This is a genomic window from Streptococcus oralis subsp. tigurinus (assembly GCF_002356415.1).
Lineage (GTDB): Bacteria > Bacillota > Bacilli > Lactobacillales > Streptococcaceae > Streptococcus > Streptococcus oralis_F.
Window position 1 is genome coordinate 1,460,795 of record NZ_AP018338.1, and the last position, 12,951, is coordinate 1,473,745.

General features: G+C 44.2%; 12 protein-coding genes and 1 riboswitch. Of the genes, 5 read left to right on the forward strand and 7 right to left on the reverse strand.

Annotation, left to right across the window (positions count from 1 at the left end; genetic code table 11):
- Positions 1-63: 63 nt before the first annotated feature.
- The 4 genes from STO1_RS07455 to STO1_RS07475 all read right to left on the reverse strand — a co-directional run bounded on the left by STO1_RS07455 (position 64) and on the right by STO1_RS07475 (position 4,835).
- Entirely contained in the window at positions 64-1,806 is a 1,743-nt protein-coding gene (locus STO1_RS07455; protein ID WP_084873447.1) for an ABC transporter ATP-binding protein, read from the reverse strand.
- Positions 1,796-3,541 carry an ABC transporter ATP-binding protein gene (locus STO1_RS07460; protein WP_096422669.1) on the reverse strand — a complete coding sequence of 582 codons (1,746 nt, stop codon included), beginning with the start codon at positions 3,539-3,541 and terminating at the stop codon, positions 1,796-1,798. The genes STO1_RS07455 and STO1_RS07460 overlap by 11 nt, the downstream gene beginning before the upstream one ends.
- A gap of 206 nt (positions 3,542-3,747) precedes the next feature.
- Complete coding sequence (locus tag STO1_RS07470) at positions 3,748-4,383, reverse strand: DUF421 domain-containing protein (RefSeq protein ID WP_096422671.1); 636 nt, start codon at positions 4,381-4,383, stop codon at positions 3,748-3,750.
- Positions 4,380-4,835: a DUF3290 family protein gene (locus tag STO1_RS07475; protein WP_000675332.1), complete on the reverse strand. Its 456-nt coding sequence runs from the start codon at positions 4,833-4,835 to the stop codon at positions 4,380-4,382. The genes STO1_RS07470 and STO1_RS07475 overlap by 4 nt, the downstream gene beginning before the upstream one ends.
- Positions 4,836-4,968: 133 nt before the next feature.
- Here STO1_RS07475 and STO1_RS07480 point away from each other — a divergent pair, with 133 nt between their 5' ends.
- The 4 genes from STO1_RS07480 to STO1_RS07495 all read left to right on the forward strand — a co-directional run bounded on the left by STO1_RS07480 (position 4,969) and on the right by STO1_RS07495 (position 8,599).
- On the forward strand, positions 4,969-5,796 hold the full coding sequence (locus STO1_RS07480; protein WP_096422673.1) for an exodeoxyribonuclease III: 828 nt from the start codon (positions 4,969-4,971) through the stop codon (positions 5,794-5,796).
- Positions 5,797-5,807: 11 nt separating this feature from the next.
- Positions 5,808-6,194 carry a bleomycin resistance protein gene (locus STO1_RS07485; RefSeq protein WP_061588685.1) on the forward strand — a complete coding sequence of 129 codons (387 nt, stop codon included), beginning with the start codon at positions 5,808-5,810 and terminating at the stop codon, positions 6,192-6,194.
- Positions 6,195-6,539: 345 nt separating this feature from the next.
- Positions 6,540-6,635, forward strand: a riboswitch (purine riboswitch).
- Positions 6,636-6,755: 120 nt separating this feature from the next.
- A complete protein-coding gene (locus STO1_RS07490; protein WP_096422675.1) occupies positions 6,756-7,337 on the forward strand; it encodes a xanthine phosphoribosyltransferase in 582 nt (193 codons plus the stop codon).
- The gene (locus tag STO1_RS07495; protein WP_096422677.1) at positions 7,337-8,599 is read left to right on the forward strand and encodes a nucleobase:cation symporter-2 family protein; all 1,263 of its coding nucleotides are present in this window, start codon (positions 7,337-7,339) and stop codon (positions 8,597-8,599) included. Before STO1_RS07490 ends, STO1_RS07495 begins: the two co-directional genes overlap by 1 nt.
- 32 nt (positions 8,600-8,631) lie before the next feature.
- Here the strand turns inward: STO1_RS07495 and STO1_RS07500 are convergent, their stop codons facing one another.
- The 3 genes from STO1_RS07500 to STO1_RS07510 all read right to left on the reverse strand — a co-directional run bounded on the left by STO1_RS07500 (position 8,632) and on the right by STO1_RS07510 (position 11,784).
- Positions 8,632-9,036: a PaaI family thioesterase gene (locus tag STO1_RS07500; RefSeq protein WP_096422679.1), complete on the reverse strand. Its 405-nt coding sequence runs from the start codon at positions 9,034-9,036 to the stop codon at positions 8,632-8,634.
- A gap of 69 nt (positions 9,037-9,105) precedes the next feature.
- The gene (locus STO1_RS07505) at positions 9,106-10,587 is read right to left on the reverse strand and encodes a UDP-glucose--hexose-1-phosphate uridylyltransferase (protein ID WP_096422681.1); all 1,482 of its coding nucleotides are present in this window, start codon (positions 10,585-10,587) and stop codon (positions 9,106-9,108) included.
- An 18-nt stretch (positions 10,588-10,605) separates the two neighbouring features.
- Positions 10,606-11,784 carry a galactokinase gene (locus STO1_RS07510; protein WP_096422683.1) on the reverse strand — a complete coding sequence of 393 codons (1,179 nt, stop codon included), beginning with the start codon at positions 11,782-11,784 and terminating at the stop codon, positions 10,606-10,608.
- 164 nt (positions 11,785-11,948) lie between these two features.
- On the opposite strand from STO1_RS07510, the gene galR reads away from it, so the two are divergent.
- Positions 11,949-12,950 (forward strand): DNA-binding transcriptional regulator GalR, encoded by a 1,002-nt coding sequence (gene galR, locus STO1_RS07515; RefSeq protein WP_096422685.1) that lies wholly within the window; start codon positions 11,949-11,951, stop codon positions 12,948-12,950.
- The last annotated feature ends 1 nt before the right edge of the window (position 12,951 follow it).

Below are 12,951 nucleotides of genomic sequence, written 5' to 3' on the forward strand. Positions count from 1 at the left end.
TTTCATTATACCACAAAATGGAAAAGGCGGTGCAAGAAATCTGTAATTTAGAGGAATTCTTCTTTAGGTAAGAGCCCCTGCCTGCAAACTATACATCTTGTGATAGGTTCCTCCCAAGGCCAAGAGTTCCTCATGGGTTCCACTCTCAATGATGCGTCCCTTGTCCAAAACATAAATGCAGTTGGCGTCCTGGATGGTCGAAAGGCGGTGGGCGATGGCAATGGTCGTCCGTCCTTTTCTCATTTTAGCCAGAGAATCCTGAACCAAACTTTCTGTCTCCGAGTCAATATTGGCTGTCGCTTCATCCAAAATCAAGATTTTAGGCTGACTGGCGACTGTTCTGGCAAAGGCAAGAAGCTGGCGCTGACCAGTAGAAAAGCTCGAACCACGCTCGGAAACAGGGGCATCATAACCCAGCGGAAGGTCCTGAATAAAGGAATCTGCATCGACAAAGGCAGCTGCAGCCTGAATCTCTTCATCACTAAGTTCTTGATACATGGCAATATTGGACTTGATAGTCCCGTGATAGAGGAAGGGATCCTGTAAGACCAGACCGATGTTCTTTCTCAGCTCTTCCTGACTGTAGTTTCGGATATCCACACCATCCAAGAGAACGCGGCCTGACTGAAATTCATAAAAACACATGAGGACATTGATAATCGAAGATTTCCCAGAACCTGTATGTCCTACAAAGGCAATGGTTTCTCCCTTGTTAACAGAGAAAGAAATATCATCTAGGATCTGGTGTTTGCCATCATATGAGAAACACACATGTTCAAAACGGATATTGCCTTCTTTGACTTTAGCTTGCCCATCTTTTTGAAGAGGCTCATAGGTCGTTTCGTCAATCAAGGCAAAGACACGGCCTGCAGATACCATAGACGTTTGAAGGGTTGAAAAGTTTTGCGTCACCTCAATCAGGGGATCAAAAAGGCGGTTGATGTACTGGATGAAGGCATACATGGTTCCAGCTGTTATCCCGATAGACAGACCACGGTAACCAAAGTAAGCCATCAAAACGGCGTAGCCTAGAAGTTTCAGCAAACTCATGGCAGGTCTCAAAAAGAGGGCATCCAAGGCTACAGAACGGTTGGCATAGACCAAGTGTTCTTGGTTGATTTCATCAAATTCTGCCTGCAGGCGCTTCTCTTGATTAAAGGCCTGGATAATCCTGATTCCCTCGATATTCTCTGCCAGCTTACTATTGATATCCGACAAAAGACTTCTGGTTTTTTCGATGACTTTCACTGACTTTTTCCGATAGAGATTGACCAAAAGGAAAATCAAGGGTAGAAATAGCAAAACTAAAGCTGTCAAACGAAAATCCAGCACCAACATGGTATACAGAGTTGTCAGAAAGATAAAAACTGCTGAGATAAAGCTGGATAAAATCCCTGAAAACATATCACTGATAGTCTCGGTATCATTGGTCAAACGAGAGACGATGGAACCTGCTGGCGTCTTGTCAAAATAAGACATGCCCAGTTTCTCCATATTGGCAAAGGCATCTCGACGAATATCTCTGACAATAGTGTAGGACACCCTCGCAAAGAGAAGATTGCCAACATACTGGACCAGAGTTTGCAGGATATAGAGGCCATAGTAGGCTAATAAAACTGTAATAGCAAACTGATTGAGATTGCTGAGGTACTGGTCGATAAAGTGGGAAGCTACAAGGGGAATGACACTTTTAATGACCGTCGTCGCAAGGAGAAAACTGAGTGCCAAAAAGGTCAGGAGTCCATAGGGCTTGAGATAAGACATCAAGCGCTTCAATACAGCCCATTGTTCTTGCTTATTCTGCATCTTCTTCTCCTTTCATTTCCAACTGCTGAGACTGGTAGGTTTGGGCATACCAGCCATCTAGAGCTAGCAGGTCTTCGTGCGTACCTCGTTCGATAATCTGTCCATTTTGCAGAACTAAAATCAAATCTGCATGGACAACCGCACTGAGACGATGTGCTGTAATAATGGTTGTCTTATCCTTCCGCGTCTCCTTGAGATTGTCGATGATCGCATACTCTGTCTTGGCATCCACGGCGGACAAGGAATCATCTAGAATTAAGATATCAGGATCTAAAATCATAGCCCGACTCATGGCCAGACGTTGCTTTTGACCACCTGAAAGACTGACTCCTTTTTCACCGATAACTGTATCAAATCCCTGAGGCATGTCTACAATATCTTGGTAAACTTGTGCTAGCTTGGTCGCTTCCTCAACTGCTGAAAGGGGCAAGTTCGGATTGCCGAAGCGGATATTGTCTAAGATAGAGGTCGCAAAGAGGAACTGGTCCTGAGGAACATAGCCCATGAGACTGCGAAGATCTGTCAGACGATAGTCTCGAATATCGTGATCGTTTAGGTAAATGGCACCCTTATCCACATCGTATTCACGCAAGAGGAGCTTAATCAAGGACGTTTTCCCAGAGCCTGTCTGCCCGACCAAACCAAGAGTTTGCCCTTTTTCCAGACCAAAGTGAATATCCGTCAGTGTTTCCTCATTTTCAAAGGCAAAGCTGTCAATGGCGTACTCCAAACGTCCATTTTCAATACCGTCCAGAGGACATTCAGGATCTTTTACAGGTGATTCCTGAGACAAAAGATCCTCAATCCGTTGGTAAGAAACCTTGCCTCGCTGAGTGATATTAAAGAGGAAGCCAATGGCCATAAGAGGCCAAACTAGCATATCCAAATAGCTGATAAAGGTAACTAGATTCCCAACTGTAATCTGCCCTTTCTGAACCATCAAGGAGCCGACCAAGAGCGTTAAAACATAGGAGGAACCAACAAATAAAAGAACCATGGGGTCAAAGAGACTATCGTATTTCATGGTTTGGAGGTTCTTTTGGAAGGTCAATTCATTGACTGCCTGAAAGGACTTCAACTCGTCCGCCTGGTAACCGAAAGACTTGGTTACTTTAATACCTGATACGGACTCCTGTACCTTGTTATTGAGTTCAGAAAAAGCAGCTTGAGATTCGCCAAAGGCCTTGTGGGTCTTTCTCCCTAGACGACTGGTCGCATAAGCCATGAAAGGCAAGGGAAGAATGGCAACCAAGGTCATTTGCCATGAAATACTAAAGAGCATGGTCAGCAAAGTCACCAGTGCCGTGATAGAAGCATCCACCGCAGACATAACACCGCCACCTGCTAAACGGGTTAAGGCGTTGATATCATTGGTGGCATGTGCCATCAAGTCCCCCGTCCTATAGGTCTGATAAAAGGCTGGCGACATCTTAGTAAAATGCTCAAACAAGCGAGAGCGCATAATCTGCCCCAGACGGTAGGAAGTTCCAAGGATATACATGCGCCAAACATAGCGCAGATAGTACATCCCAAAGGCTGCCAGCAGTAGATAAAATAGATTTAGAAGGAGGTCCTGCTGAGTTAATTGACCCGATGTAATGGCATCAATGACCCGCCCCATAACCATGGGAGGAATGAGATTGAGGACGGAAACCAAGACCAAGGCCATAATCCCGACTAGATAACGGCGTTTTTCTAACCTGAAAAACCACCAAAGTTTTTGAATAATGGACATAAAATCCCTTTCTGATTGCAAATGGAAACCTGAGGCCAAGACTCAATGAAAATCAAAGAGCAAACTAGGAAACTAGCCGCAAGCTGCTCAAAGCACTGCTTTGAGGTTGTAGATAGAACTGACGAAGTCAGTAACCTACATACGGCAAGGCGACGTTGACGCAGTTTGAATTTGATTTTTGAAGAGTACAAGACCCCAGGTTTTTCTTATTCATAAGTTACGACTGAGACGGCACCCTTGTCATACTCAGCGATAAAGATATTGGCCACATTGTCATGCCCTTGTTTGCTGAGATTATCAAGCAACCACTCTTCGCTACGGTCAATATATTCCAAAACATCGACTTGGATCACACCGTCAGTCACAACTGGATACTTAGGATTTTCATCTCCCATTTGGACCACGATGAGTTGGCCATTTTGCTCATGCACAGCTCGTTTGACCTGTTTCATCTGGAAAATTCCTTGGCTACGAAGTTTGAGAGCAACTTCTGCTGCAGACAAACCAACTGAACGACAGGCTTCTGGGTCAATCTGCCCATTTTTGATGAGGAGAGTTGGTTTCCCATCAATCAAGCGTTTGACAAAGCGAACATTGTTATTGAGCCACTTTAGGGTCAAAACCAAAATCGTCCACATCATCAAAATCACTGTGTATTGCAGGATACTGATTGAACTATTGTAAATTACCCCACCGATGATACCACCAAGAACATAGTTCTGAATTTGGTCTGTAGCAGAGTTAGGTGCTAGATTCCCCTTTCCTGTCACATTAATAACAAAAACAAGAGAGAAAAGACCCAAGGCCAGTTTGATTAAAATTTCCATATAGTTGAGTGTCATTTGTTTACCTCCACCAATTCAATAGCGTCTGTTTGATTCAATTCTAATTTCTCTAAAAGATACTTGTCTGGTTGGCTCCCGTTCATGGCGCGGTAGAAATTTGGACCTACCTTGACAAGCGCTCCATCAGTGGCAGCTGAAGTATTAACGTAAACTTCTGATTTATCCACCCCCAAGTCTTTGGAAACAACCTCTATGAAATGAAGTGAGGTTTGAAATTGATTGTTAGAGGCTTGATTGGTCTGGTATTTTGAGATTGTTACCAAAAGCATGGCTACCAAGGTCAAGGCCAAAATCATGACCAATTCCCGAAACTTAGTCCCCTTTTTATCTCGATAAGCCTTAAAAGCAAAAAATCCTGTGATAGCTAGGAGCACAATCCCAAAGCCAATCATGATTCCATTTTGTTGACTGATTTGGCTAAGCACATAGTCATATGAGTAAAATTTCATTTATTTTCACTCCCTTTCATAAAATCATTCTTTATTATAAACGAAAGAGGGTGATTTTTCAAACCATACGTTGGGGAAATAGACCTTTTTTTGGTATAATAAAATCTATAATCTGAATGAAAAAGGTAACTTTATGAAACTTATCTCATGGAATATTGATTCCCTCAATGCAGCCCTAACTAGTGACTCAGCTCGTGCCAAATTGTCCCAAGAAGTCCTACAAACCTTGGTCGCTGAAAATGCTGATATCATTGCTATCCAAGAAACCAAGCTTTCTGCCAAAGGCCCTACAAAGAAACACTTGGAAATTTTAGAAGAACTCTTCCCAGGCTACGAAAACACGTGGCGCTCTTCCCAAGAACCTGCCCGTAAAGGCTATGCTGGTACTATGTTCCTCTATAAGAAAGAACTCACACCCACTGTCACTTTCCCAGAAATCGGTGCCCCTTCTACCATGGACTTGGAAGGTCGTATCATCACTCTAGAATTTGATGAATTTTTCGTGACCCAAGTTTACACTCCAAACGCTGGCGACGGCCTCAAACGTTTGGAAGAACGCCAAGTCTGGGATGTCAAATATGCTGAGTATTTGGCTCAACTGGACAAAGAAAAACCAGTCCTTGCGACCGGTGACTACAACGTGGCCCACAATGAAATCGACCTTGCAAATCCTGCCAGCAACCGCCGTTCACCAGGATTTACCGACGAGGAACGTGCTGGATTTACCAATCTCTTGGCAACAGGATTTACCGACACCTTCCGTCATCTTCACGGCGATGTTCCAGAACGCTACACTTGGTGGGCACAACGCAGCAAGACTTCTAAAATCAACAATACAGGCTGGAGAATCGACTACTGGCTCACTAGCAACCGCGTGGCTGACAAGGTGACCAAGTCTGACATGATTGACTCAGGTGCGCGTCAAGACCATACGCCCATTGTCATGGAGATTGAACTCTAAGGAGAAAGCTAATGGACTATCAAGCTGTCATTCCTGAATTTGTAGTATCTGACCTCGAAAAGTCACGCCACTTCTACTGCGACTTGCTGGGATTTTCTGTCGAATACGAGCGTCCAGAGGAGAAATTTCTCTTCCTCTCGCTTGAAGACTGCCAACTTATGCTAGAAGAAGGCAGCACAGAAGAATTAGCCCAACTAACCTATCCTTTCGGGCGCGGTGTCAATATTTCCTTTGGCATTGAAGATGTCCCTCAGCTCCACCAAAAACTGCTGGAAGCTGACTATCCTATCCATCGTCCGCTGACCAAAAGAGAATTTCGTGTTGGGGATCACTATATCTATCCTCATGAATTTGCCGTTTTGGATCCAGATGGCTATTTTATAAGATTCAGCGAGTAAAAAAATAGAGACTGGAAAAATCTTTCAAATCAGAAAAAGGCATATTGTTAGGTCTTGAAAAATCCTGATAATGTGCCTTTTATAATGGAAAATTCTTCTAATACTCTTCGAAAATCTCTTCAAACCACGTCAGCTTCCATCTGCAACCTCAAAACAGTGTTTTGAGCAACCTGCGGTTAGCTTCCTAGTTTGCTCTTTGATTTTCATTGGGTATAAATGTTAGCTTACAATTAAGCTTTTGCTCTTTTTTCTTCAATTTGTTCGTTTTTTATATCTAAACATTAACAAAATATTTGATTTCTAAAGCTATTTAGTGTAAAATAATAACATTAACGCTATTGCGTTTGATAATAGTATCATTTTACTTGTTTATGTCGTGAATTGGCACGACGTTTCTACAAGGTGCCGGAACACCTAACAATGAGTATGTCAGCTGAAGGTATGGTTTTGACCATGCCTATTTTGGGGACTTACTTAGGGGATTAAGTAGGTTCTTTTTCTATTTCTTGCTAGAAACTCTAAACAAGTAAATGAAGCATCTTTTAGACTTTAGGAGGTCTTATGAAATTATTAGAAGAGCGCATCCTTCAGGATGGGCATATCTTGGGTGACAACATCCTCAAGGTAGATTCCTTTTTAACCCACCAAGTTGACTATCGTTTGATGCGGGAGATTGGTAAGGTTTTTGCGGAAAAATTCGCATCTGCTGGCATTACCAAGGTTGTAACGATCGAAGCTTCTGGTATCGCCCCAGCTGTTTTTACAGCCGAAGCCTTGAATGTTCCCATGATTTTCGCCAAGAAAGCTAAAAACATCACCATGAACGAAGGCATCTTAACTGCTGAGGTTTACTCCTTTACCAAACAAGTGACCAGCACGGTTTCCATCGCTGGAAAATTCCTCTCACCAGATGACAAGGTCTTGATTATCGATGATTTCCTAGCAAATGGACAAGCTGCCAAAGGATTGATCCAAATCATCGAACAAGCTGGAGCAAAAGTTGAAGCGATTGGTATCGTGATTGAAAAATCTTTCCAGGATGGTCGTGATTTGCTCGAGAAAGCTGGCTATCCAGTTCTATCACTGGCTCGCTTGGATCGTTTTGAAAACGGTCAGGTCGTATTTAAGGAGGCAGATCTCTAATGCAAAAACAAGAAAAACACTCGCAAGCTGCGGTTTTAGGGCTTCAGCACCTTCTAGCCATGTACTCTGGTTCTATCTTGGTTCCTATCATGATAGCGACAGCTCTTGGCTATTCAGCTGAGCAGTTGACTTACCTGATTTCTACAGATATCTTCATGTGTGGAGTGGCAACCTTCCTTCAACTACAACTCAACAAATACTTCGGGATTGGACTACCAGTCGTTCTCGGAGTTGCCTTCCAATCAGTCGCTCCTTTAATTATGATTGGGCAAAGCCACGGTAGCGGTGCTATGTTTGGTGCCCTTATCGTTTCTGGGATTTATGTAGTTCTAATTTCCGGCATTTTCTCAAAAGTTGCCAATCTCTTCCCATCTATCGTAACAGGCTCTGTCATTACCACGATTGGTTTAACCCTGATTCCTGTCGCTATTGGAAATATGGGAAATAACGTCCCAGAGCCAACTGGTCAAAGTCTTTTGCTTGCAGCCATCACTGTTCTGATCATCCTCTTGATTAACATCTTTACCAAAGGATTTATCAAGTCTATCTCTATTTTGATTGGTCTAGTTGTCGGAACCGCCATTGCTGCTACCATGGGTTTGGTAGATTTCTCCCCTGTTGCGGCAGCACCGCTTGTCCATGTTCCAACTCCCCTCTACTTTGGGGTGCCAACCTTTGAAATCTCATCTATTGTCATGATGTGTATCATCGCAACGGTGTCTATGGTTGAGTCGACTGGTGTTTACCTAGCCTTGTCTGATATTACCAATGACCCAATCGACAGTACGCGCCTGCGCAACGGTTACCGCGCAGAAGGTCTGGCCGTACTTCTCGGAGGAATCTTTAACACCTTCCCTTACACAGGATTTTCACAAAATGTTGGTTTGGTTAAATTGTCAGGTATCAAGACCCGTCTGCCAATCTACTACGCAGCTGGTTTCCTAGTCCTCCTTGGACTCCTTCCTAAGTTTGGTGCCCTCGCCCAAATCATTCCGAGTCCTGTCCTCGGTGGTGCCATGCTGGTGATGTTTGGTTTTGTTTCCCTTCAAGGTATGCAAATCCTCGCCCGCGTTGACTTTGCTAACAATGAACACAACTTCCTTATCGCAGCTGTTCCCATCGCTGCAGGTGTCGGACTCAACAATAGTAATCTCTTTGTCAGCATGCCGACAGCTTTCCAAATGTTCTTCTCAAACGGAATCGTCGTAGCCAGCATACTGGCCATTGTCCTCAATGCAGTATTAAACCGGAAAAAGAAATAAGAAAAAGAGGTGTGAGCCTCTTTTTTGTTTCTTTATATCCTTACCTGTCTTTCTTCTGACCTTTGTCCTGTGACAAACATGGTAAAGGTGGCTTTGCAGACATTTCTGCCTTCTTGATTGGTGATATCGACATCCACGACACAGGTTGTGCGTCCATGATGGACACATTCTCCTTTAATGGTCAGCACATCGTCGAGTTTTCCTGCCTTGAGGTAGTTGATGGAGGACTGGAGCGTCACTGCATCAAGCCCTAGCGAGATGACCGCCAATCCACTAATCTGATCACAAAGGGTGAAGAGATAGCCTCCATGGGCATTGCCATAATAGTTAAGCGACGAGTCCACTACTTTGGTTGTCACCTCAACGTGGCCATCTCTCATCTCTTTAATTTCATAATTTTCAAAAGCTGATATAGCGTCAAAATGAAAATCTTTCATATTCTCCTCCTGATAGTTCAAACGACACTATGATACTACTTTTTATAGGACTGTGCAAGGAGAAAGCTCCTAGTCGGGTAAAATTCCGACCTGTTCTACAAAGCGCATAAAGGCTGCCTGTCCTTGTTCCGTCTGCTTGTAAACCCCTGCGTCCTCCAAAACACGTGCAAAGATAGCACCCACAGAGTCCTTGACGATTTCAAAGGCTTTTTCTTTATCCGCTATGTCTGGATATTGGGCTTTGAGTTGGTCGGCCCATTCCTGATGATAGTCGGCAACTATATCACCATCTCCCACGAGGTAGCTAGCAACTTGCTCCACTTCCGCTTTCAGACGTGGTGGCAATATAGCCAAACCCATGACCTCAATCAAGCCGATATTTTCCTTCTTGATATGTTGAACATCCTTGTGGGGATGATAGATGCCATCAGGATGCTCTGGTGATGTCTGATTGTCCCGCAAGACCAAATCCAACTCAAATTGCCCATCTCGTTTACGAGCAATGGGTGTGATGGTGTGGTGTGGTGTCCCATCCGTCTCTGCCAAAATCTGTACTTCAGGGTCTGAATATTGCCGCCATTCCTGCAAAATCTTATCAGCCAAGTTGATCAAATCCTCTTTGGAATCCGAAGTCAAACGCAACACCGACATCGGCCACTTGACAATCCCAGCCTTGACCTGCTCAAAACCAGTAAAGCGGAATATCTTTTGCAGCGGAGCCAATTCCATAGGGAAAACATGGCGGCCTCCCTGATAGTGGTCATGGGTCAGGATAGAACCACCGACGATTGGTAGGTCGGCATTCGAGCCTGCAAAATAACCTGGAAACTGCTCTACGATAGCCAGCAGACGCTCAAAGCTCTGCCGGCTAATAGCCATGGGACGATGCTGACCATCTAAGAAAATACAGTGATCATTAAAATAAGCATAGGGCGAATACTGGAAGCCCCACTCCTGACCCGCCATTTCAAAACGGATAATGCGGTGATTACTGCGAGCTGGGTGGTTGACTCGACCATGGTAACCTTCATTCTCTAAACAAAGTTGACACTGAGGATAATGGCTAGCTTGCACCAACTTGGCCGCAGCTATTTCTTTTGGATCCTTTTCAGGCTTAGAGAGGTTGATAGTAATCTCCAGTTCTCCGTAGTCAGACGGAACACGATAAGCAATATTTTTAGCAATGGCCTTGAGTTTGATATAGTCATTTTTCTGACTGAGTTGGTAAAAATTCTCTATCGCTTGCTCAGGAGAGTGGGTATAGGTTTCCCAGAAATCACGATTGACCTGACTGGGACAAGGGGTCACCAAGTCCATCAATTCAGCACCGAGAATCTCACGCGCAGCCTGACTATCCTCAATCGTCTCTAATCGAACCGCTTCCTCAACCAACTGGTCTTTGAGGTCAATCACTTTATCCAGATCAGTCTCAACTTCCAAAACACCTTCTCCCACTCGTGCCAAGACACGATTGGTCAGGTAGATTCGATCCATTTCCTCAAATGAACTTTCAGCAATAACGTGTGTTACAAATTTATCTATTAAGGTCACTATAGAGCCTCCTTTTGACTAGTCAAGGACGCGAGTGCCACCTGCAACTTCAGCGATATAGAAGCTTGGAGCGTATCCAACTACTTCTTCGTAGCGTTTGCCTACAGATTCTTTAAAGGCCTCAACAGTATCTTTTTGCACCAAGGCAATGGCACATCCGCCAAAACCTGCCCCTGTCATACGAGCACCGAGAACACCTTCTTGAGCCCAAGCTGTGTGAACAAGAGTATCCAATTCCAAGCCAGTTACTTCGTAGTCATGCTCCAGAGAAACGTGTGACGCATTCATCAAACGACCAAATGTTTCCAAATCTCCTGCTTGAAGGGCTGCTTGAGCCTTAAGGGTACGTTGGTTTTCAAGAACAGCATGACGAGCACGTTTCAAACGATTTTCGTCTTTGATCAGATAGCTGTATTGGTCAAATGCCCACTCGTCCAATTCACCCAAGGTTTGAATATCTAAGGCGACTTGCAGTTCTTCCACGGCTTTTTCACATTCAGCACGGCGTTCATTGTATTTAGAGTCTGCCAATTCACGGCGTTTATTGGTGTTCATGATAACGACGACATTGTCCTTCAAATCGAGTGGTACCAAGTCGTACTCCAAAGTATTAGTATCTAGATAAATAGCACGTTGGTCTGCCCCCATACCGATAGCAAACTGGTCCATGATACCAGAGTTGACTCCGATAAAGTTGTTTTCTGTTTGTTTCCCGATTTTAACCAAATCCAAACGGTCTAGTTTTAGGTCAAAGAGATGCTCTGCCACGACCCCTGTCAAGAGTTCTAATGATGCTGATGAAGACAAGCCTGCGCCATTTGGGATATTCCCAAAAACATAAAAATCAAAACCTTTGTCAATCACGTGCCCAGCTTCTTGCAAGAAATGAAGAACCCCTTTTGGATAGTTGGTCCAGCTATGCTCTTTTTCAAACTTGAGGTCCGCAAGAGGCACTTCGATGATGCCCTTGTCCTCAAAGTTGGCTGAGTAGAAACGCAAAACTTGGTCGTCACGCTTGCGAGCCGCCCCATAAGTTCCCAAGGAAATCGCAGCAGGAAAAACGTGACCGCCATTGTAGTCCGTGTGTTCACCAATCAAATTGATACGCCCTGGTGAAAAGAAGGTTTGGTCTGCTTCTTGACCAAAAACAGCAAGAAAATCTTTACGAAGGGCTTCAGCAGTAAGATGTTGTGTCATATGAATTCTCCTTTTACTGTCCGTTAAGTCACCTTAACGTGTAATCGTTTTCTTCTATTGTATCCAAGGGATTTCCCAAGGTCAATCCTTTTTACTAAAGTTTTACTAAACAATCGGTAAAAAGAAGAAAAATATGATATACTAACCTAAAAGGAGGAGGATTTATGGCTACCTTAAAAGACATTGCACAGCTAGCCTCTGTCTCTATCGCGACCGTATCCCGTGTCCTCAATCGCGATCAGAGCCTATCTGTTACAGAAGAGACCAGACACCGTATTTTAACTGTCGCTGAAGAGCTAGGCTATACCAAGCACCTCAAGACAGGCGAATCCCACAAACCCAAGCAGAAGATTGCCATTATCCAATGGGTCAGCGAACAAGGGGAGTTGGACGACCTCTACTACTACCAGATTCGTCTCGGTATTGAAAAAAGAGCCCAAGAGTTGGACTATGACATCTTGCGCTATTTTAATGACCATCCCTTTACACTGAGCGAGGAAGTGATTGGCATTCTCTGCATCGGAAAATTTAGCCGTGCTCAGATTTCTGCCTTTGAAGAATACCAAAAACCTTTAGTCTTTATAGACAGCGATACCCTCTCATTAGGTCATACCTGTATTATCACTGACTTTTACACTGCTGTGAAACAAGTTGTAGACCATTTCCTCAGCCAAGGTATGAACCGTATTGGGATTCTCACAGGCCTTGAGGAAACAACCGACCAGGAAGAAATTATCCAAGATAAGCGGCTAGAAAATTTCAAAAACATTACCCAAGCAAAAGGAATCTACAATGGAGAACTGGTCTTTCAGGGGAGCTTTACTGCCCAGTCTGGCTATGACTTGATGAAGGAGGCCATTCACAAATTGGGAGAACAACTCCCACCAGCCTTTTTCGCCGCCAGCGATAGTTTAGCTATCGGTGCCCTCCGTGCCCTCCAAGAAGCTGGAATCAGCCTACCCGACCGCGTCAGCCTCATTTCTTTTAACGACACTAGCCTGACCAAGCAGGTCTATCCTCCTCTTTCTAGCATTACCGTCTATACCGAAGAAATGGGCCGAGCAGGTATGGATATTCTTAACAAGGAAGTCCTCCACGGTCGCAAAATACCTAGCCTAACCATGCTGGGAACCAGACTGACTTTGAGAGAAAGTACGCTGCCATAAC

Coding starts and splice junctions, on each gene's coding strand:
- STO1_RS07455 (WP_084873447.1), bottom strand. CDS start 1,806: ATGCAGAATAAGCAAGAACAATGGGCTGTATTGAAGCGCTTGATGTCT.
- STO1_RS07460 (WP_096422669.1), bottom strand. CDS start 3,541: ATGTCCATTATTCAAAAACTTTGGTGGTTTTTCAGGTTAGAAAAACGC.
- STO1_RS07470 (WP_096422671.1), bottom strand. CDS start 4,383: ATGACACTCAACTATATGGAAATTTTAATCAAACTGGCCTTGGGTCTT.
- STO1_RS07475 (WP_000675332.1), bottom strand. CDS start 4,835: ATGAAATTTTACTCATATGACTATGTGCTTAGCCAAATCAGTCAACAA.
- STO1_RS07480 (WP_096422673.1), top strand. CDS start 4,969: ATGAAACTTATCTCATGGAATATTGATTCCCTCAATGCAGCCCTAACT.
- STO1_RS07485 (WP_061588685.1), top strand. CDS start 5,808: ATGGACTATCAAGCTGTCATTCCTGAATTTGTAGTATCTGACCTCGAA.
- STO1_RS07490 (WP_096422675.1), top strand. CDS start 6,756: ATGAAATTATTAGAAGAGCGCATCCTTCAGGATGGGCATATCTTGGGT.
- STO1_RS07495 (WP_096422677.1), top strand. CDS start 7,337: ATGCAAAAACAAGAAAAACACTCGCAAGCTGCGGTTTTAGGGCTTCAG.
- STO1_RS07500 (WP_096422679.1), bottom strand. CDS start 9,036: ATGAAAGATTTTCATTTTGACGCTATATCAGCTTTTGAAAATTATGAA.
- STO1_RS07510 (WP_096422683.1), bottom strand. CDS start 11,784: ATGACACAACATCTTACTGCTGAAGCCCTTCGTAAAGATTTTCTTGCT.
- galR (WP_096422685.1), top strand. CDS start 11,949: ATGGCTACCTTAAAAGACATTGCACAGCTAGCCTCTGTCTCTATCGCG.